23 protein-coding genes are annotated in these 23,234 nt (G+C 65.2%); 5 read left to right on the forward strand and 18 right to left on the reverse strand.

Annotated elements, in window-relative coordinates; genetic code table 11:
* From GXP39_01320 to GXP39_01405, 18 genes are all read right to left on the reverse strand, one after another.
* Entirely contained in the window at window positions 1-2,583 is a 2,583-nt protein-coding gene (locus tag GXP39_01320; GenBank protein ID NOZ26679.1) for a glycosyltransferase family 1 protein, read from the reverse strand.
* 2 nt (window positions 2,584-2,585) lie between these two features.
* The gene (locus GXP39_01325; GenBank protein ID NOZ26680.1) at window positions 2,586-3,077 is read right to left on the reverse strand and encodes a hypothetical protein; all 492 of its coding nucleotides are present in this window, start codon (window positions 3,075-3,077) and stop codon (window positions 2,586-2,588) included.
* Complete coding sequence (locus GXP39_01330; GenBank protein ID NOZ26681.1) at window positions 3,074-3,541, reverse strand: rhodanese-like domain-containing protein; 468 nt, start codon at window positions 3,539-3,541, stop codon at window positions 3,074-3,076. The genes GXP39_01325 and GXP39_01330 overlap by 4 nt, the downstream gene beginning before the upstream one ends.
* 355 nt (window positions 3,542-3,896) lie before the next feature.
* Complete coding sequence (locus GXP39_01335; GenBank protein ID NOZ26682.1) at window positions 3,897-6,179, reverse strand: hypothetical protein; 2,283 nt, start codon at window positions 6,177-6,179, stop codon at window positions 3,897-3,899.
* 3 nt (window positions 6,180-6,182) lie between these two features.
* Window positions 6,183-7,301: a CBS domain-containing protein gene (locus tag GXP39_01340; GenBank protein NOZ26683.1), complete on the reverse strand. Its 1,119-nt coding sequence runs from the start codon at window positions 7,299-7,301 to the stop codon at window positions 6,183-6,185.
* Window positions 7,302-7,502: 201 nt separating this feature from the next.
* Entirely contained in the window at window positions 7,503-8,081 is a 579-nt protein-coding gene (locus tag GXP39_01345) for a hypothetical protein (GenBank protein ID NOZ26684.1), read from the reverse strand.
* A gap of 24 nt (window positions 8,082-8,105) precedes the next feature.
* On the reverse strand, window positions 8,106-9,317 hold the full coding sequence (locus GXP39_01350; GenBank protein NOZ26685.1) for a hypothetical protein: 1,212 nt from the start codon (window positions 9,315-9,317) through the stop codon (window positions 8,106-8,108).
* On the reverse strand, window positions 9,314-9,775 hold the full coding sequence (locus GXP39_01355) for a zinc ribbon domain-containing protein (GenBank protein NOZ26686.1): 462 nt from the start codon (window positions 9,773-9,775) through the stop codon (window positions 9,314-9,316). The genes GXP39_01350 and GXP39_01355 overlap by 4 nt, the downstream gene beginning before the upstream one ends.
* A gap of 134 nt (window positions 9,776-9,909) precedes the next feature.
* Window positions 9,910-10,383, reverse strand: coding sequence for a cytochrome c-type biogenesis protein CcmH (locus GXP39_01360; GenBank protein NOZ26687.1), 474 nt, complete (start codon window positions 10,381-10,383; stop codon window positions 9,910-9,912).
* 54 nt (window positions 10,384-10,437) lie between these two features.
* The gene (locus GXP39_01365) at window positions 10,438-12,504 is read right to left on the reverse strand and encodes a heme lyase CcmF/NrfE family subunit (protein ID NOZ26688.1); all 2,067 of its coding nucleotides are present in this window, start codon (window positions 12,502-12,504) and stop codon (window positions 10,438-10,440) included.
* 26 nt (window positions 12,505-12,530) lie between these two features.
* Window positions 12,531-13,124 carry a TlpA family protein disulfide reductase gene (locus GXP39_01370; protein ID NOZ26689.1) on the reverse strand — a complete coding sequence of 198 codons (594 nt, stop codon included), beginning with the start codon at window positions 13,122-13,124 and terminating at the stop codon, window positions 12,531-12,533.
* 103 nt (window positions 13,125-13,227) lie between these two features.
* On the reverse strand, window positions 13,228-13,503 hold the full coding sequence (locus tag GXP39_01375) for a hypothetical protein (GenBank protein NOZ26690.1): 276 nt from the start codon (window positions 13,501-13,503) through the stop codon (window positions 13,228-13,230).
* Window positions 13,504-13,739: 236 nt separating this feature from the next.
* A complete protein-coding gene (locus tag GXP39_01380; protein ID NOZ26691.1) occupies window positions 13,740-14,402 on the reverse strand; it encodes a hypothetical protein in 663 nt (220 codons plus the stop codon).
* A 39-nt stretch (window positions 14,403-14,441) separates the two neighbouring features.
* A complete protein-coding gene (locus GXP39_01385; GenBank protein NOZ26692.1) occupies window positions 14,442-14,717 on the reverse strand; it encodes a hypothetical protein in 276 nt (91 codons plus the stop codon).
* An 11-nt stretch (window positions 14,718-14,728) separates the two neighbouring features.
* Window positions 14,729-15,433 carry a PspA/IM30 family protein gene (locus GXP39_01390; protein ID NOZ26693.1) on the reverse strand — a complete coding sequence of 235 codons (705 nt, stop codon included), beginning with the start codon at window positions 15,431-15,433 and terminating at the stop codon, window positions 14,729-14,731.
* Between the two features lie 113 nt (window positions 15,434-15,546).
* Entirely contained in the window at window positions 15,547-15,798 is a 252-nt protein-coding gene (locus tag GXP39_01395) for a zinc ribbon domain-containing protein (protein NOZ26694.1), read from the reverse strand.
* Window positions 15,799-15,861: 63 nt separating this feature from the next.
* Complete coding sequence (locus GXP39_01400) at window positions 15,862-16,143, reverse strand: zinc ribbon domain-containing protein (protein NOZ26695.1); 282 nt, start codon at window positions 16,141-16,143, stop codon at window positions 15,862-15,864.
* Window positions 16,144-16,381: 238 nt separating this feature from the next.
* Window positions 16,382-16,615, reverse strand: coding sequence for a hypothetical protein (locus GXP39_01405; protein ID NOZ26696.1), 234 nt, complete (start codon window positions 16,613-16,615; stop codon window positions 16,382-16,384).
* Between the two features lie 719 nt (window positions 16,616-17,334).
* Here GXP39_01405 and GXP39_01410 point away from each other — a divergent pair.
* From GXP39_01410 to GXP39_01430, 5 genes are all read left to right on the forward strand, one after another.
* A complete protein-coding gene (locus GXP39_01410) occupies window positions 17,335-17,760 on the forward strand; it encodes a BlaI/MecI/CopY family transcriptional regulator (GenBank protein ID NOZ26697.1) in 426 nt (141 codons plus the stop codon).
* Between the two features lie 29 nt (window positions 17,761-17,789).
* Complete coding sequence (locus GXP39_01415) at window positions 17,790-18,767, forward strand: M56 family metallopeptidase (GenBank protein ID NOZ26698.1); 978 nt, start codon at window positions 17,790-17,792, stop codon at window positions 18,765-18,767.
* A gap of 98 nt (window positions 18,768-18,865) precedes the next feature.
* Window positions 18,866-19,600 carry a cytochrome c biogenesis protein CcdA gene (locus tag GXP39_01420; GenBank protein ID NOZ26699.1) on the forward strand — a complete coding sequence of 245 codons (735 nt, stop codon included), beginning with the start codon at window positions 18,866-18,868 and terminating at the stop codon, window positions 19,598-19,600.
* A gap of 98 nt (window positions 19,601-19,698) precedes the next feature.
* The gene (locus GXP39_01425) at window positions 19,699-21,186 is read left to right on the forward strand and encodes a redoxin domain-containing protein (protein ID NOZ26700.1); all 1,488 of its coding nucleotides are present in this window, start codon (window positions 19,699-19,701) and stop codon (window positions 21,184-21,186) included.
* Between the two features lie 216 nt (window positions 21,187-21,402).
* Window positions 21,403-22,989, forward strand: a complete 1,587-nt coding sequence (locus GXP39_01430) for a beta-propeller fold lactonase family protein (protein NOZ26701.1) — start codon at window positions 21,403-21,405, stop codon at window positions 22,987-22,989.
* Window positions 22,990-23,234: the final 245 nt, after the last annotated feature.

Here is a 23,234-nt window from a genome sequence, read left to right on the forward strand (position 1 = left end):
CTACCTCGTTTGCACGCCGGCCCCGGCCCAGGCGATGAGGCCCGGCAGGAACGGCGAGAGCAGATCGGGATGATGGGGCAACACCCGCACCGTGTATCCGTGCTGGCCGCTCTTGCGGCAGGGGACGGCGCCGACCTCGAAGAGATACATCCCGTCGCCATCTGGCCCAACGGGCCGCATCGGCACCGCCTCCGCCTCCACGATCTCGCCATCGGCGTCCACCCGCCCCAGATAGAGCTCCACCTGTACGTCGTCCAGCGAGAGAGCGCCCAGGCGCACTCGCGCTCGCGCATGGATCTCGTCACCGACCTGCAACTCCGTGGCGGGCCCGGCGTCGACCACCTCGATCCGAACCTGCGCCCAGTTCTCCCGAATCCGGGCTTCCCAGCCCACCAGCGCCTTGGCCCGGGCCATCTCCTCCTCCGTGAGCTGCCGATAGCGATCGGCGGCGGGGAGATAGAAGCGCTCCGCATATTCCCGCACCATGCGGTGGGTATTGAAGAAATGGCACAGGCTGCCGATGGACGCCTTCATGTGAGCGATCCAGCGACGCGGCAGCCCGTCGGCCCCACGATCGTAAAAGGTGGGCACCACGTCCTGTTCCAGCAGGTCATAGAGCGCCTCGGCCTCCACCTGATCCTGGTAATCGGGATCGTCATACATCTCCCCCCGCCCGATGGCCCAGCCCACCTCCGGCTGAAAGGCCTCATCCCACCAACCATCCAACGTGCTCAGGTTGAGCACGCCGTTGGCGGCCGCCTTCATGCCGCTGGTGCCGCTGGCCTCTCGTGGCCGACGCGGCGTGTTGAGCCACACGTCGGCCCCCTGCACCAGATAGCGGGCCACGGCCATGTCATAGTCCTCCAGGAAGATGATCCGTCGCCGGAACCCCTCCTGCCGGGCCAGGCTCACCACCTGTCGAATCAGCTCCTTGCCCGCATCGTCCCGTGGATGCGCCTTGCCGGCGAAGATGATCTGCACCGGCCGGTCGGGATCGTTGAGGATGCGCACCAGCCGCTCCGGATCGCGCAGCAGCAGCGTCGCTCGCTTGTACGTGGCGAAGCGCCGGGCGAAGCCGATGGTCAACACCTCGGAATCCAGAACCTCGTCGGCGGCTTCGATCTCCGCCCGGGAGGCGCCGCGCTGCTCCAATTGAGCGCGCAGCCGACGGCGGGCGAAGGCCACCAGCCGCTCCCGACGTCGCGCGTGGGTGCGCCACAGCTCCTCGGCCGGGATATGCTCGGCCCGCTGCCAGACCTCCCGGTCGGCGGGCTCCTCCCGCCAGCGCGGCCCCAGGTAGCGATCGTAGAGCTGGTCCATCTCATGGGAGATCCACGATCGGAAATGGACGCCGTTGGTCACGTGGCCGATGGGGACCTCGTCCTCGGGCACCCCCGGCCAGATCCCCCGCCACATCCGCCGGCTGACCTGGCCGTGCAGCCGACCGACCCCATTGCTATAAGCGGCCATGCGCAGGGCCAGCACGGTCATGCAGAAGGGTTCACCGTCGTGATCGGGGTTTTGCCGGCCCAGGGCCAGGAAGTCCCGACGGGACAGGCCCAGGCTGCGGGCGTAATCGCCGAAGTAGCGATCCATCAGGTCGGGCGGGAAGTAGTCCTGGCCCGCCGGCACGGGGGTGTGGGTGGTGAAGATCAAGCCAGCCGAGGCCGCCTCTCGCGCCTCGGCAAACGAAAGCGATTGGGTCTCCATCAGACGGCGCACCCGCTCCAGCGCCAGGAAGGCGGAATGGCCCTCGTTCATGTGATAGACGACGGGCGCCAGGCCCAAAGCCTCCAGGGCCCGATAGCCGCCGATGCCCAGCATGATCTCCTGCTGGATGCGCATCTCCAGATCGCCACCGTATAGCTGATCGGTGATGTCCCGATCCCCAGGGCGATTGGCCGGGATGTTCGTATCCAGCAGGTACAGGGAGACGCGACCCACCTGCGCCCGCCACACCTGGGCGATGACCTGCCGGCCGGGATAGGAGACCTCTACGGTGAGCGGCGCCCCGTTCGCTCGACGCTCCAGGACCAGGGGTAACGTGTAGAAATCGTTGTCCTCGTAGTCCTCCTGCTGCCATCCCGCCTCGTTGAGATACTGCCGGAAATAGCCCTGCTGATAGAGCAACCCGACCCCCACCAAAGGGAGCCCCAGGTCGCTGGCTGACTTCAGATGATCGCCGGCCAACACCCCCAGCCCGCCGGCGAAGATCGAAAGGCATTCAGTCAGACCGAATTCGGCCGAGAAATAGGCGACGAAGGGTCCCTCGCTCTTGCCATGAACCCGGCGGAACCAGGCGGACTCGCCCGTCAGATAGGCGTCGAAGTCCCGAGAGACGCGCTCCAGATGGGCCAGGAATCCATCGTCGGCCGCGACGGCCTCGAGCCTGGCCTGATCGATGGTCCCCAACATGAGGACCGGGTTATGGCCCGTCGTCTCCCACAGGTCGCTGTCCAGCCTGCGGAACAACTCGATGATATCGTGATTCCAGGCCCAACGCAGGTTGTAGGCCAGGTCGCGCAGGCGCTCCAACGGGGCCGGCAGCGACGGGGTGACGGTAAAGGTGCGAACAGGTTTCATCATCAGCTCTTCTCTCCTCTGGAGAAAAAGATCGTGCCCAGGAGGGCGATGGTCGCCACGCCACCCCAGAAGAGGACGGGCACCCAATGGCGATGCTGTTGGTACAAACGCCGATACTCCCGCCCCCCCTTGGCCACCACGTACCCCTCGGAGGCGAGCTCCCAGGCGGCCTCGTGTACGACCAGAAAGGCCAGGAAGCGTGCCAACCGTGACCACAGCCCCCTCGACCGCCCTCGCGATCGGCGTCGCCATAGCCAGACGACATGGGCCAGCGCCAGCGGCAGCGTTTGAAGGTGCCCGAACTCATGCCAGTAGCCGAACTGGAGCCGGGCCTCCCGAGGCAACCCCTGCCGGGCGAAGAAGTTGACCACCGGCGGGTGAGGGAGCGGGATCGGCCCCGCCCTCACCCAATGCCAGCAATCCCCCTCGATCACGATCTCGCCGGGCAGGCCGTACCAGGCGCGCACCCGACGAGGCATACGGTCAGCGCTCATCGGCTTTTGCTCACCAGAGAGTAGCCGGCCTGCTCCCAGCCGATCATCCCACCATCCAGGTTCCACACGTTGGTGTAGCCCAGCTTCACCAACGTGCGGGCGGCGATGGCGCTCATCCCCCCGCTGCGGCAATAGACCACGATCTTGGCGTCCTTCTCAGCCGGCAGCTTGTCCAGATTCTGCTCGATCTGATCGAAGGGGATCAGAAGATCGGTGCCCTCGATCTCGCCCGCGTAGGGGACGTGAACGTTGATCAGCAGGAAGTCCTTGTCCTCCAACATGGACGCCAGGCCGGCGGCATTGACATCGGTATAGCTGCCGCCTCCCTCCACCGGCACCTCCTGCGTCTGCAGGGCCTGCCCCTGAGAGGGAACAGCCGCGCCGCCAGCGCCACAGGCGGCCAGGATCAGGACGAAAACGGTCAGAATCGGCAGCGTGAACAGGACGAAACGCGAGCTCATCATCCGTCTATCTCCTTCAGTAGCTCTACACTCAACCGTAGCCGTTGCATCAGGGCCTGTCTGAGGGTCTCCCTCAGCTCCAGGCAGGACGACACCGCCAGGCCCTCACAAGGGGAGGGTCGGCAGCCAAAGGGTTCGCCAACTGTGCCAACCACCATGATAATGGACGAGTTTGCGAGGAAGGCCGTCAACCTAGCGAGCCAGCCGCTTCCAGCTTTCTCACTATAGCCTCCCCGGAACCGCCAGACCAGCGCTGATCTGCCCAGACCGTCGTGCGCAGTTCAGCCCGCTCCGCTCATGTCCCGGGATAGGCGAAATGGCGTGTGGGGAACCAGGCCAAATGGCGGGGTCGATACCATCACCGGCAGCGAACCGAATACTCCCTCGGCTCACAGCAGACATCGCGGCAGTCGCAACCCAGATGCGTACAACGGAACACGAAATGAACTTCTCTCACCTCCGGTGGAAAGGGCCCCAAGGACAAGTGATAGCGCCGCACGCCGGCCATCACACCGCCGGCCGGCACCATCTCAGCCGTCTGGGGCTCGCCATCGTCCAGCCGCCACGTGAGGACGCCCGGGCAATTGGTGCGTATCGTCAGCCGATCCCCACGCTGAATGTGCGGGATCTGCTGCACGAAGGTCCACGTCATCGCGTGGGGCACGATATGGCGGTCCAAAGCCGCCGGCGGGTCGGCCTCCAGGCCCCGGTAAACGTTCTTCAGGTGGATGCGGAACAGATCATCGAACTCATCGTCGTTGCCGGAGTCCTGATCCTCGCCGAACCACCAGAACCAGTCACTCCCTTCAGCCCTGTAGAGCGCCTGGAAGGCGTCCGGAGCCGTCTCCGGCGTGACGTCCGCCCGGGCGAGGAAGTCCCGCGCCAGCCCCAACAGCTCCCATCCCCGGTTCTCCTCCTCCTCACCGATCCAGGTCCCCAGGTCCACACCCGGCAGCGACCCGTTCTCATCGATCCAGGAGCCGGTGAAGAGATCGTAGACCTTCGTCTGCCCTTCCAGGGGATGGGGAGCGACGTCTCGGGCCGGGTTTCCGTCCAGATACTCCCCCAGGGTGACGGTCTGCACCTCCGCATCGCGCTCCAGCAGCCCATACAGCGCGTGCAGGAAGGGCCGGGCATCCTCCCGATAGGCCCCCCAGGCGTTCTCACCGTCCAGCACGATCGTCAGGATCCGATCCTCGTCCCCCGTCACCCGCCGGGCGAAGCGATCCTTGATCTCCTGCAAGAAATCCCGCGCCGCCTGCTCATAGTCGGCATAGCCATGGTAACGAAAGCCGATGGCATTGGAGAGCCGCGTATCCCGAAAGAAGACGGAAACGGCATGCTCCCCCTCTTCGGCACGATAGGGCTGACAGAGGACATCGGGGTCATCCGCCTCGTATCCCCATCGGCCGGAGCGGGCCAGCACCCCCTGGTCCGTGGCGAGCCAGCGCACGCCGTGCCGGGCGAAGATGGGGACGACGAACTGGCTCACAGCCCCCTCGGCCGGCCACATACCGCACGGAGGGCGTCCAAAACATCGCCGATAATGCTCAACGGCCATCCGCACGTGGGCCTCCGCATCCTCCGGGCGGGCGAAACGACGAGGATGGGTCGCCCCGGGCCGGTCGATGGTGGCCCGATCGGTATCCACCAGTAAGGGCAGGATGGGATGATAGAAGGGGGTGGTCGAGACCTCGATCTGGCCCCGCTCCTGGAGCTGGCGATGGATGGGGATCACCGCCCGCATGATCTTATACTGCTCGGCGACCATCGCCCGGATATCCGCCACGCGGAAGCCACGTCCTCGCTCGATGAAGCGGCGCACCGAGGCGGTCTCACCCGTCGCCAGCGTCACCTCCCCTTCTCGAAACTCCTTGCCGAACCAGGCCAGGTTGAACCACATCTGCAGGTCACGCAGGTCCTGGGCCGTGAAGGGCAATCCCTCCCGCCGCTGGATGAACAGCTCCCGGTAGCGGGGATGGGGAAAGATCTGATTGTGCCAGTGGGCGTCGAAGAAGGAGCAGAGCACCAGCTCTCGCTCCTCCGCGCGCAACGATCCGGCCGGCCTCAGCGTCAGCTCCAGAGCCCGATCCGTCGCCTCCCGCTCCACGTAGTCCTCGATCTGCCATAGCAGCGCGGGCGTCAGATTGATGGTCAGGTGGAGGTCGGGATGCTCCGCCACCAGGGCGGCCATGCTGTAGTAATCCCGGATGGCATGCAGCCTCACCCACGGCTGCACATAGCTGCCCCCTGGGGTGGGATAGGAGCCGTCCCGATAGACCGGCTGGTGCTGATGCCACAGGATGGCCAGGTAGAGCCTGGGCCCCACCCGGAAGGAGGCCCTCGGCCCGGCTATCTCCCCCTGGAGCGAGCGACCGTGCACCGTGTAGGTCACCCGATCGCCCCGGGCGAAGGGGCCGATCTCGGCGCGCCAGTAGCTATTGACGCCCTCGTTGCGCCGCCAGACAGCGTCCACCCGCCCCTGCTCATCCGTCCCATCGGGATGCTCGACCCGACACGTCACCCACACCGACTGCCCCGGCTCAATGGGCCAGGTGCCAACGCGCAGGATCACCCGCTCGCCCGGGCACACCCGGCGGGGCACACGCGGCGCGTCGGACGTCAGGTGCCAGATATGCATCGGCTAAAGGCCCAACTCGGCCCGAGCACGGAGGAAGGCCAGCACGTTGTCCCGGGCCACCATGCCCAGCAGACGGTCGTCCTCCATCACGGGGAACTGGTTGACATCCTCGGCGGTCATGCGGTCAAAGACGAGGGCCAGCTCATCGTCAGGCCCCACCGCCTTCAACTCGGATCGGGGGATCATCACGTCCCTGACCCGGGTGGTAGCCCACCGCTCCCGGGGGACCTTCCGGATCAGGTGCAAAGTGAGCAGCCCCTGAACGCGATCCCCCTCCATGACCGGGAAGCACCGCCGGCCGCTGGGCAGCACCAGCTGATCTACCAGGACGTCGAGGGTCAGCCCGGGGAGGATGTGCGGACAATCGGTCATCATCACCTCGCGAGCGGTATGGCCGGCCATCATCTCCTGCAGGGCCACATGTCGATAGCTGGCCGTGGCCGCGTTCAACAGGAACCAGCCGATGAAGGCGATCCACAGCCCACCGGCCCAGTTGCCGCCGAAGATCTGCCAGACCCCCCAGAAGATGAAGCCGTAGGCCACCGCCCGCCCCAATCCCGTGGCGATCTGGGTGGCCCGCTGCAGGTTACCCGTGATGGCCCAAACCAGGGCGCGGAAGATCCGTCCACCGTCCAGGGGAAAGCCAGGGATGAGGTTGAAGAGGGCCAGCGCGGCGTTGATCCAGGCCATCCAGCCGGCCAGGGCGTGAAGCGGCTCGCTGATCGGCCGGCTGACCAGCCACAGCAAGCCGAAGAGGGCGGCGATGGCGAGACTGGTCGCCGGACCGGCCAGGGCCATGAGGAACTCATCGCGTGCGCTCTTGGGCTCCTCGCTGATCTGCGCGGCGCCGCCGAAGATGAAGAGGGTGATATCCCGCACGGGCACCCCTTGAGCCTGGGAGACGAAGCTGTGGGCCAGCTCGTGGGCCACCACCGAGGCGAAGAAGAGCAAAGCGGTGATCACGCCCATCATCCAATACACCGCCGTCGGCCAACCCGGATGGGTCATGGGGAAATAGTAACCGGTCAAAGACCAGGCCACCAGGATGAACACGATAAACCAGGAGTAATCGAGTTTGATCTCGATGCCGAAAACCCTTCCCAGGCTCAGTGCGTTGCGCAAGCGACCCTCCTCACTGTCATAGATAAATCTATTCTAACACAATTTGTTTAAATTACGAAATGCAATATATATTGATGCAAATGCACCGCACACGCAAACGCCGCCGGGTTGCGAAGGGGATCTGATGATCACCGCGCCCGCCACGGACGCCAAGGGGACGCCCTTAAGGCAGCTCAGAGGGGCCACCGCCCGAGGGAGCCCTCAGCACTCCCCCTTCTCGCGTAGCTCCTGCAGCGCCCGGCGGATGGCCGGATCGGATAGCGCGCGGCGCTCCAGCTCGGCCGCCACGGCCTCCCTCGGGAACATGTACGCCTTCCAGCGATCCACCTCCCGCTGGACGTCGGCCGCCGCGTAGCCCTGGGCGAGCAGGTACTTGCTCAGGCCATACAAGGCCTGGTGGTGACCACAGGGGCAATTCCGGCTCTCATCCCGAAAGGGATGCACGACCCGGCAGCATGGCAACGCGACGTCAACCGCCTCGTACTGGGCCACCCAGGGCGGCGAGGGCCTCGCCTCCTGATTCCAGATCAACATCGTCTGATAGCCGGCGTAGTTGAAGGCGATCCCATAGCCCGTGGGCGCGTTCTCCGGCGGGACGACCTCCGCGCGTATCCTGTCCAGGATCTCAAGAGGGGTGAGCGTCGGCGTCGGCTCCACCCGGATCGGGCTGAAAAGCGGAGATACCTGAGCCGGGCTACAGGCCGTGAGCCCCAGGGCGGTGACGATCCACAAGAGGAGAAAAGTCCTCGGGGAGAGGGAGCGTCTGATCGATTCCCGCATCGTGTTCCTTTTCCGTGAGCGCGACTACTCTTCATACTCCTCGGCGGCCAACAGGGCCATCGCCTGCGCGTGCAGGCGCGCACGTCGGTCCTGATATTCCGCCTCGTCGATGGTGCCTGCCTGATAGGCGTCGTCCAGGTCCGCGATGGCCTGGAAGAGGGATGGCAACTCGTCCGATGCCGACGCGAGCACGACGGGAGCGAGCTCCTGCTGGCGATCCCGCCACCACCAGAAGCCGCCGACCCCGATGAGCGCCACCGAGAACAACAGGCCGATCATCAGCACCCACCGCCAGCGATCCCCATCGCTCCCCGGTGCAACGCCCGAATCGGCAGACGCCGCGACCATCTCCGGCCGACCCGTAACGGTCAAACGCAACGCGTCGCCCGGCTCCAACGGCAGGTGCCCGAAGCTGTAGACCTGATGCGGGCGCCCCTGGATCGAGACCTCCTGGTCCACGCTCCAGCCGGCCCCGCTCAGCGTCACCCCCACGTCAGGGAGAAGGACGCTGGCGTTGAGGACCGGATAGTCCACCGGCACGGCCAGCTCGATCTGATCCTCATAGGGCAGGACGTAGCGGACCAGGCTCGAAAGGGTCCCCTTCCCCGGGGCGACCGGGGCCGTGTCGATGAAGCCATCCTCCAACTGGATGAAGCGAGTCCCATCCCGATCGCCTCTGAAGCTGACCTCCGAGGCGCCGGGGGGCAGACGAAAGCGAAGCCCCTCCTGATCACGGGCCACGACGGCGCGATCCCCGGTGTTGGAGAGGATGTAAATCTGGATCACCTGCATCATCCCCGGCGTGAAGTCCAGCAACATGTGCAGCTGCTCCACCTGTACGGTCGACGTGTCGGTGGTCGTCTCGTAGACGGTGACGGGCAGATCGAGCTCGGTCTGTCCGGGCTCGGGCTCAATCCGCTCGCTGAAATAGGTCACGTCACGGTATGTCACCATCACCTCGAAGCTGCGCCCCGGGGCGGTCTCCACGTTCTCAAAGCGGAAGCGCCCCTCGGCATCCGCGGTGCCATCGGTCATGCCGGTCATCATCTGGCCATCATAGGTGTGCAGCATCAACGACAGATCGGCCGAGATCTCCTCGCCTGGGGTCCCGTTGGTGATCTGCCCCAGGATGGTGATCGCTGGCCCCGGCTCGGGCGCCTGGGCCAGCGCGATCAGCGGGGTCAGGAGCAGCCAGGCCAAAGCCAGCAGCACAGGTCGGAAACGGGAAGATGTCATGACGTTATCGTAACCTCCTCGGTCAATGAGCGCCCACAGCTGGCGCAGAATCGATCGCCCGGCTGCGCCAGGCGTCCACACTGGGGACAGGCCACGGCCGTACCCGGATGCGCGCCGGCCGTGCGCGCCCGCCGGGCCCGCACGGCGCTCACCATGGCCTCGATCCGTGCCTCCAGGTCGGCCTGCCGGCCGGAGTGGCGATCCAGCTCCTGCAACAGGGTCGCCGCCCGCAGAAGCAGGTGATCCCGCAGCGGTCGATAGTCCTCCTCGGCCACAAGGCCAGCCCGGTAGTCGAAGTCCAGATCGCGAATGGTGGCTACCAGCGCCTGGTACTCCTGCCGGGGATTCGCCGCAGATCGAGCCCGGCGCCGCCTCATAGGCCGAAGCCACGGCCAGGCGACGGTCACGCCCACGATCCCCAATAGGGCCACACCCAATACGATACTCTCCGGAGCCATGTTCCCCTCAAGTTTGGTCTCTCGGGTAGCGGAGGGCAATACCCTCCGCTACCCGCACAAGATGCAGAGTAGCGCTGCAGAGAAAGCCGTGTATCTGGACGATCAAAGGAAAAGATCAAAGCCCAGATGATCCCCTATCCTTTCCGCACGTCCTCCTCCAGGCGGGCCAGGTACTCGGACGGGATAGGCAACGTCCCATCCTGGCCCGTCCCAAGCAGTGGCCGCGTGGGGCCACGCTCCTGGCGTCGAAAGACGCGCATCAGCAGCCATCCCCCGGCCAACAGCCCGACGACGGGCAACACCCACACCAGGGCGGTGAACCCCCTACGGGGCGGCGCCGCCAGAACCCGGATCCCATATTGGGCGACGAAGTAGTCGATGATGGCCTGCTCGTCCTGGCCCTCGGCCAGCATATCCCGAATCTGCGCCCGCCAATCCTCACACGCCTTGGTCTCGCACACGTCCAAAGGCGTGTTGGGACACACCGGGCAGTAGAGCTGCTTGGCGATACGGTTGACCTCGTCGGCCGTGGGCTCCTGGGCCGCCACCGGGATCCCCAGGGCCAAGCCGAGGAACAGCAACACGGCAATGATCGTTCTCCGCCACATAGCCTTCGCTCTCCCAAAGCTGCGCGCGGCCGGGCGCGCGGCGTGCGCCGTCGCCTACGCCGGGCTCGGCGCCTGCTCGCCTTGCGGGGCCAGTTTCCAGGTCCGCCGGACGGCCGAGTCCGGCCAGGCCGCGATCACCGTGCCCAGCACAAACGTCAAACCGCCGAGCCACAGCCAGCCGATCAACGGGTTGATGTACAGCTTGAACGTGGCGCGCAGGCCCGGATCGGTCTCCCAGGTCACCAGCAAGGCGTACAGGTCCCCCTGGGGGCGGCTCCACACGGAGGGGATGGTCATCGGCTGCTCAGCGCTGATGAAAAAATCCCGCCGGGGCCGCAACGTGCGCACGGGGCGCCCATCCTCGTAGACCGTCAGCACCGCCTCCGTCACCTGGCGATCTCCCGCCTCCAGGCTATAGGCGTGCAGGTTATCGAACTGGAGCGCGTAGGGTCCGAAGTTCAGCCGCTCTCCCAGGACCAGCGTGGCCTCAGTCTCCTGCTGGAAGAGATAGGTGCCGATGATCCCCAGGGCCATCATGAGCACCCCCAGGTGGATCAGATATCCCCCATAGCGACGTCGATGACGGGAGATCAGCCGGGCCAAAGCGATGGGCCACGATTCGCCATGGGCCTGACGCCGGGCCTGCGCGCCCCTCCAGAACGCCAGCAGCGTGGCCAGCCCCACGAAGGCCACCAGCCAGAACCCGAACAGCGCCGTGGGATTTCGATGGCCCGCCGCGATCAGGCCGCCCACGATCAGCGCGCTCCCCACAAAGGGCCAGAGGAGCTTATGAGCCAGTTGGGACGCCGATTGGCGTCGCCAGGCCAGCAGCGGGGCCACCCCCATCAACAACACCAGGGCGCCGAACAGGGGGCCGGTCACCTGATTGTAGTACGGCGGCCCCACCGTGATCTTCTGCCCCGTGATCAACTCCGTCACCATGGGGGAGATAGTGCCCCAGAAGACGGCGAAGGTGATGCCCAGGAAGAGCAGGTTGTTCAACAGGAAGGCCGCCTCCCGGGACAGGACGTTCTCCAGGGCGTTCTCACTGCGCAGAGTGTCCATCCGGCTCACCAACAACGTTACAGAGGACAGGAACGTGACGGTGATGAACGCGAAGAACGCCGGCCCGATGGCGGACTGGGTGAACGAGTGCACGGAGGAGATGACACCGCTGCGGGTGATGAAGGTGCCGAAGATGACCAGGCTGTAGGTGAGGATGATGAGCACCATGTTCCACACCTTCAGCATCCCGCGCTTCTCCTGGATCATCACGGAATGGAGGAAGGCCGTGCCCGTCAGCCAGGGCATCAGGGCGGCGTTCTCCACCGGGTCCCACCCCCAAAAGCCGCCCCAGCCCAACACGTCATAGGCCCAACGTCCCCCCAATAGCAACCCCAGCGAGAGGAAGAGCCAGGACACCAGTGTCCAGCGCCGGGTGGTCCGGATCCAGCGATCGCCGATGGAGCGCCGGGTGATGAGCGCGGCCATGGCGAAGGCGTACGGGATCACGAACCCCACGAAGCCCAGGTACAGGGTGGGCGGATGCCCGATCATCCCCGGGTGACGGAGCAGCGGGTTCAATCCTTTGCCATCAAAGGGCACGAGGGGGGCGGCTCCCGCCGGACGCCACACGCGCTGCACGACCTCGCCGCTACGGAGATCCTGCCACAATCGATCAAAGGGGTTGGCCACGAGCAGCGACAGCCCCTGGAAGAAGAGCAGGGTCAGCATGGTGATGACGATCACCCAGGGAAGCAACGGCCGGTCCACCTCCCACTTGCGCAGGAGCACGGCCGCGGCGAACAACGACATCAGCCACGTCCAGAAGAGGATGGACCCCGCCTGGCCGCCCCACAGGGCCGTGGCCTTCAGGAAGGGCGGCATGGCCCTGGCCGAGACGTCATACACATAGGAGATCTGGAAATTTCCGGCCAACAGGTTGTACACGAGGGCCACGCAAGCGATGGTGAGCAACGGCGCCGTGCCCACGGCCGCGTTGCGGGCGCTCTCCAGCCACCGCTCATCCCCACGCTGGGTGCTCCACCAGGCGGCAGCGGCCGCATAGGCGGCCAGCAACGCGGAAAGAGCCAATGCGAAGAAACCGAGATCGTTGACCACGTACACCTCCTGCCGTCGGCGGCCGCCTACGGCTCCGCCAGCAGTTCCTCGATCTTCTGCTCGAGCTGGGGCGGCTTCAGCGGGCCGATGTGGACCCCGCGCAGGCGCCCCCGCTTGTCCACGAAGAAGGTCTCAGGGACCCCCCGGATCCGATACGCCTGAGAGATCTCCGTCCCGATGTCGGGGCCATTCGGATACGTGATGTCGAACTCCTCGATGTAGGCCAGCGCCTTCTTCTCCGTATCGGCGTAGTCGACCCCGATGAACACCACGCCCCGATCCCGGTATGCACGCCACGTGCGCTCCAGGTAAGGCGCCTCCTCCCGGCAGGGCGGACACCACGAGGCCCAGAAATTGATCACCACCACCTTGCCACGCAGGTCGCTCAGGGTCACGGTCTCCCCCTGAAAGGTGGTCAGCGTGAAATCAGGGGCCATGCCGGATTCCACGGGTCCGGCCGCCGTCCGCACGATGCCCCATCCCATCAGAGCCAACAGGGCCAGGACCAGGGAATAGACGACCACGCGGCCCCAGCCGAGCGAGAGCCCTGACAGGCCCGCAGGCGACGCCGCCGCCATCTCCGCCGAAACCTCTCCTACGGATCCATTCTCGTCCTGCATGCCGTTCTCTCCCAACGCGACAGCGCCCACACCCGAATTCGGCGCAGAGCTCCCGCCTGCCGCGCTCGCGTACGGCGCCGTCGTGCTATGCGATCCAGGTAACCTATGCCCCGTCGCGCTCCGCCGCCGGACGGCTCGCACCCGGCAATGAGACCGGCGCGTCCGATGCCGCATCCCCAGCGTCCTGCGCGGCACCATGCGAGTGGCCCAATCGTCCCATCAACAACAGATGGCTCAACGGGCACAGCAGGATGAGCGCAAACAACAACGCGCTGGACACCGGCACATTGAACAGGAAGATGGCCCCCAGCGCAGCGATGGGGATGAGGCAACAGGCCAACATCAGCCACAGATGATGACGATGCCCTCGGGCGCTCACGACACCTCGCCTCCTCTCCGGTGCAAGGGCGATTCACGATCTTTGAACACGCTCACATTTATTGTGCTCTGCCTTTCACAGGGGCACCAGCGCCATTCAGCCTAGGAGCACCCCGCCAAAAGGCGTGTTTCGCGGTCGCCTATGGGCCGCGGCCGTGCCAGCCTCACCACAAAAAGAAGCGGCGGCGCCCATTTACCGGGCGGCCGCCGCCGAAAGCCGAAAGGGGGCGGAGATCATCACGTCTCCGCCCCATCGATTTGTGAGCGCAAGGACTGAAGCTCCTGACGAGACCGCAGCGCCTCCAGCTCCGCCACCTTGGCCTCCAGCTTCTCCCGCAACGCGTCCAGCTTGGCCAGGTCCTCCTCAAGCGCCTGGGCCTGGGCCTCCAGGCGCACCTGCGTCTCCATCAGTTCCTGTTTCTCCATCAAGTACCGACGCGCCAGGGCCTCATCCGTCGCCACTGCCCGGCGGGCCGCCTCCTCGCGCTGCTGCGCCCGGGCTTCCACGTCCGCGATCCTCTCCTGCAGCGAGGTCAGCACCTGAGACGACTCCTCACGCGCCTCCTCCAGCCTGGCGATCCGGGCCCGCAGCTTCCGAATGGCGACGTCCTCCTCGCTCTCCCGCGGCCGGCTCCGGGCCTTCTGGCGTCTCTCATAACGCAACACGGCCAGATCCACCGGCCGGAGCTGTCCTCGGGACACCAGGTCTTTGAGCTCACGGAAGGTTTCCTCGTCCAGCTCCCCTCGTTCATACATCTCATAGAGCTGCTCCTGGAGCGAGGGGCCGGGAGGCTGCGGCTGGCCCGTCGCAGGCCAGGTCCTATAGCGGCGGGCCCGGTTATCCCGCACCAGGGCATCCGCCAGATCGAAAAGCCGGAAGACATCCGGTCCGCATCCCATCCGATTCACCTCCCCTCGTCACAGGAGGGGGGCTCCCCCCTATCCGGGGATGAGCCCCTCCCCCACGAACAGCTCCAGTGCCTCGTCCAGAGTCAGGTCCTCCGGAGGCAACACCAGGTCCGATTCCGCCAACGTCGCCTCCAACGAACGTCCCCGCTCGCGCACCAGATCCGCCATTCGCTCTAACAGCCGCTGGAGCTCGGCCTCGCTCTCCCGCAGCAGGGCCACGATCTGATTATCGATAGCGTTCAGCTCGGTCAACAAGCTCGCATCCCGGGGGACCTCGAACTGGCCCTTACCGGCCACGCGAATCACGAATGTCTCCTTCACGATGCCACCACCTCGCCCTTGAGCCGGGCCAGCTCGGCCTCCACCGCCTCGGAGCGGGCCAGCCGCATCAGCTCACGATCGATATCATCGGTCTCGGGCTCCAGGACGTCCTCAATGGCCCCGGTGGCGATCAACTCGTCGATGGCCTCCGCCCGAGCCTGCATGTGACGGATGCGCTCCTCGGCCCGCTGGATGGTATTCCCCACATCAGCCAGATCCTCCGAGATGCCGCTCAACGCCTCCCGCACCTTCAGCTGCGCCTGCGAGGAATCGTAGATGGCCTTCAGCTCCTCCTTCTTGCTGCGGAAGAGCTCGATCTTGGTGCGCAGGCTGGCCTGAGTCGTCTTAAGGCTCTCCACCTGTCTCTCCAGGTTGGCGATATTGGCCTCCAACTCCGCCTGGCGGGCCAGGGCGGCCTGCTTGCGCTCCAGTGCCAGCTTCGCCAGGTCCTCCCGCCCCTTTTCCAGGGCAGCCCTGGCCTGTTCCTCGTAACGGGTCACGGCAACGGCCAGCTGATCCCGCTGCGCCTCCATCGAGCGCTTCGCCGCCGCCACCTCTACCAAACTCTGACCGACCTGACGCAGGCTCTCCTGCAGCCGGGTCAGGCTATAATCCAAACTGGCCTTCGGATCCTCCAGGCTCTCCATAGCCTTGTTGGCCTGAGCCTGAAAGATGGCCTTAAATCTCGCCAGCAATCCCATGATGTTCACTCCTCTTCCAAATCTCTCTTCTCAGTCTCTACTTCCCAGTTCCCAACTCGCCCCCGGGTGGCGAAGGGATATCCCCCGCCACCCGAGGCGATCCTCGCGATCCACTACGCCGACTCCTCCAGGGTCGCCCCGCAATAGGGGCAGGCGACCCAATCCGTATCCACAGCCTTGTGGCAGGAGGGGCAGGAACGCTTCAACTGCGTCCCACAACGGGGGCAGAGGACGAAATCCTCTTCAACGGGCCCTCCGCAGTTCGGGCAGGTTTGAGTCGTCTGGGCCGCCTGCGGCGCCGGCTCCTGCCATGGAGCCTCCCGATAGATCATCCGCTCACGATGGGATCTTCCACCACCACACATATCACACGACCTCCTTTGATCGCGGTAGCATCGCACGAAAGCGCGCGGTGCGAAAAGTCATGCTCACACCAGCCCCTGTCCACAGTAGGGGCAGACTTGCCAGTCCGCCTGCACAGGCCGACCGCAACTGGGGCAGGTCTTACCGGAGGCGTCCTGCTCCGACGCAGGCGGCAGGTTACGAGACAGACCACTCTGCCGAAAGAGCCAGACGCCGCCCAGGGCCAGCAAGGCCAGGAATGCCAAGGGAATCAGCAGGCCGATCAGCGGAAGGATCCAACCCCACACACCCCAACCGCCTCGCGCGCTGCCGTCCCATCCGCCCATCATCCCCCATCCCCCCATCATGCCGCCACAGCAGCCCCAACCGGGGAACAGGAATCCAAGGCTCAGCACCGAAAACAGAAGGATCACGATGCCAAAGGTGGCAACCAGGACCCAGTTCACTTTGCCCATCCTCTACCCTCCTCTCTCTCACTCCACAACATCGTCTGATCTTGTGCTACCATCACTGTAGCAGAACGATGTGAAGAGTTTGTGAAGACCGGATGAAGAGGTGGCAAAGGACGACGAGGGGCCCACTTCCTCAGCAACGCTCACGATATGCTGCCAGCTGAGCCGACGAGAGGTCAAGGAAGACGCTCTCATACCCTGTGGCGACCACATGTCGGACGGGCACGACGACATCGCCGGATGGCGCTACCGTCTCGATCACCAGGTGGGTTGTCCTCCCCGTGTTCAGATCCACGATCAGTCGCTTTAGCGTTCCTGCCCACCCATCCCGGCAGGAGATCTTGACTCCAACCTGAGTTTGAATCATTTCCGCTTCTCCACCAGGAACCTTGAAGCAAGCCAGGCCCGGCAGTCGCCATATCCCGGGCCTGCGAGGGACCGTAGGGATCTTTATCGTCTATCGTAACTCAGCATACCAATTGTGGAGATAGTACGTCAGCGCCATCCTGCTCATCCCCCATGCGCCGATTGGCCTGGCTTCGAGGGCTCCGGGCGTCCGCAAATGTCGTGCGATGGAGGGTCGCCCCCATGGGGCACGACCAGCAGAAAACGGCTCTCATCCCCCAGACCCCCTTCTCCCAAGCCCGGGAGAAGGGGGCTCATCAGTGGGTGGTGGGGTACGTTTGGCCACGTCGTGCGCCGGGGGAAAACCGAGAAGGCGTATACAGACACAACATCTTGCCGTGCCTATGGGGCCAACTCTGCCTATGCGGCTCCGTATCTTGGCGCGAATGGCGGAAGGCAGCGCCCTTCGCCACTTGAAAGGCCAACCTTGAGGAGCGAGCCAATCCTCGTCCCTGCAGGTGCCACGTATGCCGATATGAACGCTGGACTTTGAAAAGGCCCTGACCCTCCGGCCCCGCCAGTTGACGGAACCCCAGAGCCGCTTGTATAATGGGGCCCGAAGTGCCGGGGCATCAACAGGGTCCGTTGTGGATGGCAAGCCACCCATCCTTTCAAAGCACGGGTGGCGTTCTTGTTGACACGATCTCTTACAGCGTGTAGGAGTTACCGAAGGGGGAATGGATGGGCGAGGAAGCGAGTATTCCGGCCTTCAAGCTGGGGCAGACCGGGCTGGCCAGGATCTTCGGCGAGCTGGAAGCGCAGATCATGGACCTCATCTGGCGGCTGGAAGAGGCCACCGTGAATGACGTCGTCGCTCATCTGGATGGGAACTACCACTACAACACGGTCATGACCATCATGAACCGGCTGGTGGAGAAGGGGTTCCTGAAACGTTGCCGCGAGGGACGGGCGTACATCTACTCGGCCGTGGAGGATCGGGAGACCTTTCTGGCCCGCGTGTCGCGGCAGGTGGTGGAGGGGCTGCTACAAGATTTCGGTCGGCTGGCCATCGCCCAATTCATCGATGTTGCGGACGCCATCGATCCCGACCTGCTGAACGAGCTACGGCACCTGGTCGATCACCGATCCGGGGAGGAAGAGGCATAATGGCGTCTCGCTCTCAGGGAGGACGCGTGATGGCCGATCGTCCCCTTCGCACGCAAAGGTCGACCCGCCGGGTGGTCCAGGCGACGTCCCCTCACCACGTATCGCTCCAACGATGGGCGGATAGATCCTTCCACGCGCTCCTGGCCGCGGCGGCGCTGATCACGGCCGGCCTGATCGCGGTGATCGTGAACCTGTGGCCCCTGTACGCCCATGAGATCATCCGCTTCTGCCACCGTTCCTGGTCGACGCTGGTAGCCCATCTCCCCGCCGCGGGGGCCTTCGCGCTGCCGGTCGGGCTGGCCGTCCTGGCGGGGCTGGGGGTCCGGGCCTGTCTGCAGCAGCTCCTCGCATCCCGGCGCTTCATCCGGGCGATTCGGAGCCGACGCGCTCCGATCCCTCCTTCCCTGCAACAGCTATCCCATGAGCTCGGCATCGCCGACCGCCTCGACGTGATCCGGGACGAGCGGGCGTACGCCTTCTGCTATGGGCTATGGCGGCCGCGCGTCTGCCTGAGCACCCAGCTGTTGACCCTGTTGAACCCGGAGGAGCTGCGAGCCCTGCTGGTCCACGAACGTCATCACCTTCATCGTCGCGATCCGCTGCGGAAGCTCCTCACCCGGACGCTGGCTCGCGCGCTGGGCATCTTCCCCATCATGGACGATCTCGCCCGTCACTGCCAGCTGGCCCAGGAGATCGCCGCCGACGACGCCGCGATCCGGGATTCCGGATCGCCTCTGCCGCTGGCGGCCGCGCTGCTGAAGCTGTGGGAGGCCGCCCACCCCACCCTGTCCCCCACCGTCGTCGGGGCGCTGAGTGTCACGGAAGCCCGCATCGCCTACCTGCTACACGGGCAGATCATACCTTCTCGCCTCTCAGGGTCCCGCCTGATCGCGACCGGAATGGTCCTCCTTGGGATCGCCCTGGCGGGGCTGCTCGGGGGCATGACCATGCAAACGTTTCCTATCGGGACCCAGGAGTGCCTGAACGCCATCTCCTGGCTCCGTTGATCCGACCCGCGTCGGGACTTCTCGACGCGTTTTTCTATGTGCTTTTACACTACACCCTGTAGGACTTACGGACGGCTACATTAGGGAGGCGCAACATCGTGGATACACCCAACATCTCGGTACTGCTGGCGTTGGTCGCCGGGCTGCTCTCCTTTCTCTCCCCCTGCGTGCTACCCCTGGCGCCGGGCTACGTCGGCTACCTGAGCGGGACAACCGTGCACACGTCGGAAGGCGTCCAGATCACGAACCGGCGGGTTACCTTCCTCCACGCGCTGAGCTTCGTCCTGGGCTTCTCGTTGGTCTTCGTGGCCCTGGGCGCCTCGGTGGGGCTGATCGGGTACATCCTGTACGACTTCATGCCCCTGATCCAGAAGATCGGCGGCGTGCTCCTGGTCGTCTTCGGCCTGCACTACATGGGGGTGCTGAAGATCCCCTTCCTCTATCAGGAGAGGCGCGTGGAGTTCAGGGGAAACCCGAGGCTCGGCTACCTCTCGTCCCTGCTGGTCGGGGTGTTCTTCGGCGCCGGGTGGACACCGTGCATCGGGGTGACGCTATCCGGCATCCTGCTGCTGGCCGGCAACACCGCAACCGTAGGGCGCGGCGCCCTTCTCCTGGCGGTCTACTCGGCGGGGCTGGGCATCCCGTTCCTCCTGATGGGCCTGGTCCTGGACCGGCTATCCGGGTGGCTACGCGGCCTGAACCGCCGGATGAACCTGGTCTCCATCGTCAGCGGGCTGTTCCTGATCGGCATGGGCATCATCGTGTACACGAACACCATCGGCAAATTGAACGCGTGGTTTGCCCGGGTCTTCGGCTTCACCACGATCCTATAGGGCATCCCCCAGCCCCCAGCGAAACATCACCATTCATTTCCACGTCCACGGCTACGCGCAGAGCGAATGAGAAGATGAGATGAGGGGAGAGATTGGCAATGGGCGAGCAAAGGGAACCCTGGCTGGAATCGAGAGATGTGAATACGCCCAACGACGATGAAGACGTCGGGCTGGGAGGCTCCTCCACCGCCGTACTATGGGAGAACGGACAGGAGGCCATCACACCGCCTCCCCGGCGGCGGCTCCGGTCGTGGGCGGCGGTGCTGGTCCTGCTGGCCCTGAGCTTTGGCCTCTTCCTTACATACGGGCGCGATGGGCTCGAGCTGCGGAATTCCCCCTCATCGGCCGCCAACGAGCCCCTCGTGGCGAGGGTCGGAGACGAGACCATCACACGAGAGGAGGTCGTCCGGGCCGTGGCGGTGGCGCGGGCGCTGTACCGGGCGACACAGGGGATCGCGCCCGGCGAGATCGACGAGACATCCGTCGTCAACCAGCTGGCCGATCAGGCGCTTCTCCTGCAGGCGGCGGAGGCCGCCGGGATCTCCATCTCGGAGGACGAGGTGACCACTTACATCCGTCAATTGATCCAGGCACGCAAGTTAACCGAGGAAACCCTGGCCCGTGTATTAAAGGAAGAGGGAGCGACCATGGAGGATTTGCGAGAGGTGATCCGAAGGGCCATGATCGCCGACCGTTTCACCCGCGAGGTGATCACCGTGGATGTCCCCCCCGGCAAGGCAAAGGAGGCCATCGACCGCTGGCTGAAGGAGCGACGCGCTCGCGTCGGCGTCGAGATCCAGCCGGCGGCCATGAGCAAACCCGTCACCAACCGGGAGGAGCCCATCGTCGGGGCCCTTGCCCCCGATTTCACCCTCCCCAACCTGGCGGGGGACGAGATCACCCTGAGCGATCTACGCGGCCAGGCCGTGCTGATCAACTTCTGGGCCACATGGTGCCCGCCCTGCCGGCTGGAGATGCCGGCTATCGAGCAAACCTACCGCAAATATCGGGAACAGGGCTTCGTCGTCCTGGCCGTCGACCTGGAGGAGCCGAAGGACCGGGTACAGGGCTTCGTCGATGAGCTCGGCCTGACATTCCCCGTGCTGCTGGACGAATCCGGCACGGTCAGCCGGCGTTACCGGGTCCTCGCCATCCCCACCAGCTTCTTCGTGAACCGGCAGGGGGTGATCATCGCCATCTGGCGGGGAGCCATGTCCGCGGAGGTCATCGAACGGTACACCCTTCGAGCCCTCTCGGACGCGAAGGCGCCAGAGAACGCGGTCCCGGAGCCATCGGACAGGCAACAGGTGCACTGGCATGCCCGCCTGCGGATCGTCCGCAACGGACAGGAGGAGCCGCTACCCAACCTGGAGCGGGGGCAATTCATCGATATCCACCAGCCCGACCTGACGCTGGGCGCGGCGCTGGAGCAGATGGGCGTGGAGTACGGCCCGAATTGCGTCCTGGAGTGCCCCGGCAACCCGGCCAACGGAGAGCTGATCGTCAGGGTCAACGGGAGGATCACCCGGAACTTCGCCACATACACGCTGCGGGACGGCGACGAGATCCTCATGGAGCTGCGCTGACGGAGGCCAGGAGAGGACGCGGGCGGACATATCCAGGACAAACCATAGATATGCGCACAGAAACCTCGGAGATGCCAGGCCCGGGCGCACCTCCCACGTGCCCGGGCCACGTCTTCACAAAACCTTCACACTCCCTTAACCGATCCGTCGTGCTTTCCCCCTAACCTACGGGTGGCCTGAGATGAGGCCGCATACCACTCATAAAGGAGATCCATCTTGTCTATACCGAAGAAATGGTTCATAGGAATCGCCTTTGGTGGACTGGCCCTCCTGGCGGTTGCCTGTACGCCGGGGCCATCCCCGGAGGTGCCGACGGAAGTGGAGCAGATGCGAGAGCCCGCCACCGTCGCGGCGCCGGTCGAGGCCAGCGAGGCCACATCCCCCACCACGGAAGCGGAGACGGCGCCCGCGGAGGTCCAGGGCACGATCTGGGTGGCCAACGGCATGGAGGACTCGTTGAGCGCCATCAACCTGGCGACCGGCGAGGTCGTCGCCACGATCCCGGTGGGGATCAACCCCCACATCCTCAACGTCAGCCCGGATGGGCGCATCCTGTACGTCATCAACGCGGGAGGGCATGACCGGGAGGCGGGCGCCCACGAGTCACCCTCGGGTGACAAGGCAGGTCAGCCCATGGGCGAGTCGTCCAAGTCCGGCGACCACATGGGCGGCATGGGCATGGATATGGATATGGAGGAAGAGGCCAAGGGGAACAGCCTGTGGGCCATCGACACCACCACCGGCGAGATCCTGGCCCGCGTTCCCGTCGGCCAGGGTCCCACCCATCCGCTGCCATCCCCGGATGGCCGCTGGGTCTACGCAACCAACACGGATGAGGGATCGGTCAGCGTCGTGGATACGGCCTCATGGCAGGTGGTGGCGACGATACCGGGGCTCAGTGAACCCCACGATGGCGAGCTCACGCCAGATGGCCGATGGCTCTACCTGGCGACCAGCGGCGATAGCACCATGACCGTCGTGGACACGGAGACCAGGCAGGTGGTCAAGACCTTCGCCGTCGGCCGGAAGCCACGAGGCGTGGCCATCGGCGGCGCCAACGGGGAGATCGCCTACGTCACGAACAAAGGGGACGGCACTCTGAGCGTGATCGACATCCCGGCCGAAACGCAGACCACCATCCCGGTGGGGCAGGGCGCCCATGCCGTTCGCATCAGCCCAGATGGGAGGATCGCGTACGTGGCGCTCAGCAAGGAGAACGCGGTGGCCATCGTGGATCTCGAGGCCGGGGAAGTCATCGGCAGGACCCCCGTCGGGCAGAAGCCGGAACAGATCGACCTGAGCCGGGATGGGCGATGGCTCCTGGCGAGCAACAACGGCGACGCCACGGTCTCCATCATCGACACGGAGAACGGTGAAGTGGTGCACACCGTCCGGGTGGGCGAGGGCGCCTATGGCGTCCAAGCGGTCTCAGCGCCCGTACGCCAGGCCCCCGCATCGGCATCCATGCCGATGTTCTCGAAGAACATGGACGGCTTCTCCGATATCACCGTCCAACAGCTTGCGGAGATGCTCCCGGGCAAGGGCTTCACCCTGGTCAACGTCCACATCCCCTACGAGGGGGAGATCCCGGGGACGGACCTGTTCATCCCGTTCAATGAGATCGCTCAGAACCTCGATCAGTTGCCCGACAAGGATGCCCCCATCGTCCTGTACTGCCGCAGCGGCTCCATGAGCACGGCGGCCGCCAGGACGCTGGTCGGCCTGGGGTACACCAACGTGATGGAGCTGGACGGCGGATTCAACGCATGGAAGGCCGCAGGCCACGAGCTGATGATCCGCTGATGGGGAGCCGGGCGGCGCTCGTTCTCATGTCGCCCGTATCCCTTTCCTCTGGGTCCCACCGCCCGCCAACGGCGCCGGGCGGCGGGGCCCTTTGAAGGTCTGGGGGGTACCGGACCGGGGATATACGCCTTTTGGCGCGGGTGCCAATAGGTTGAATAGCGCTGGTATTGTCATCCCTGTAGAGGCACAATAGGGAGCGCATGGGATCATCGCCCTGGCGGTGGCCTTTATGCCGCCGCAGGTGG

The sequence above is a fragment of the Chloroflexota bacterium genome (genome assembly GCA_013152435.1).
Taxonomy (GTDB): Bacteria; Chloroflexota; Anaerolineae; order DUEN01; family DUEN01; genus DUEN01.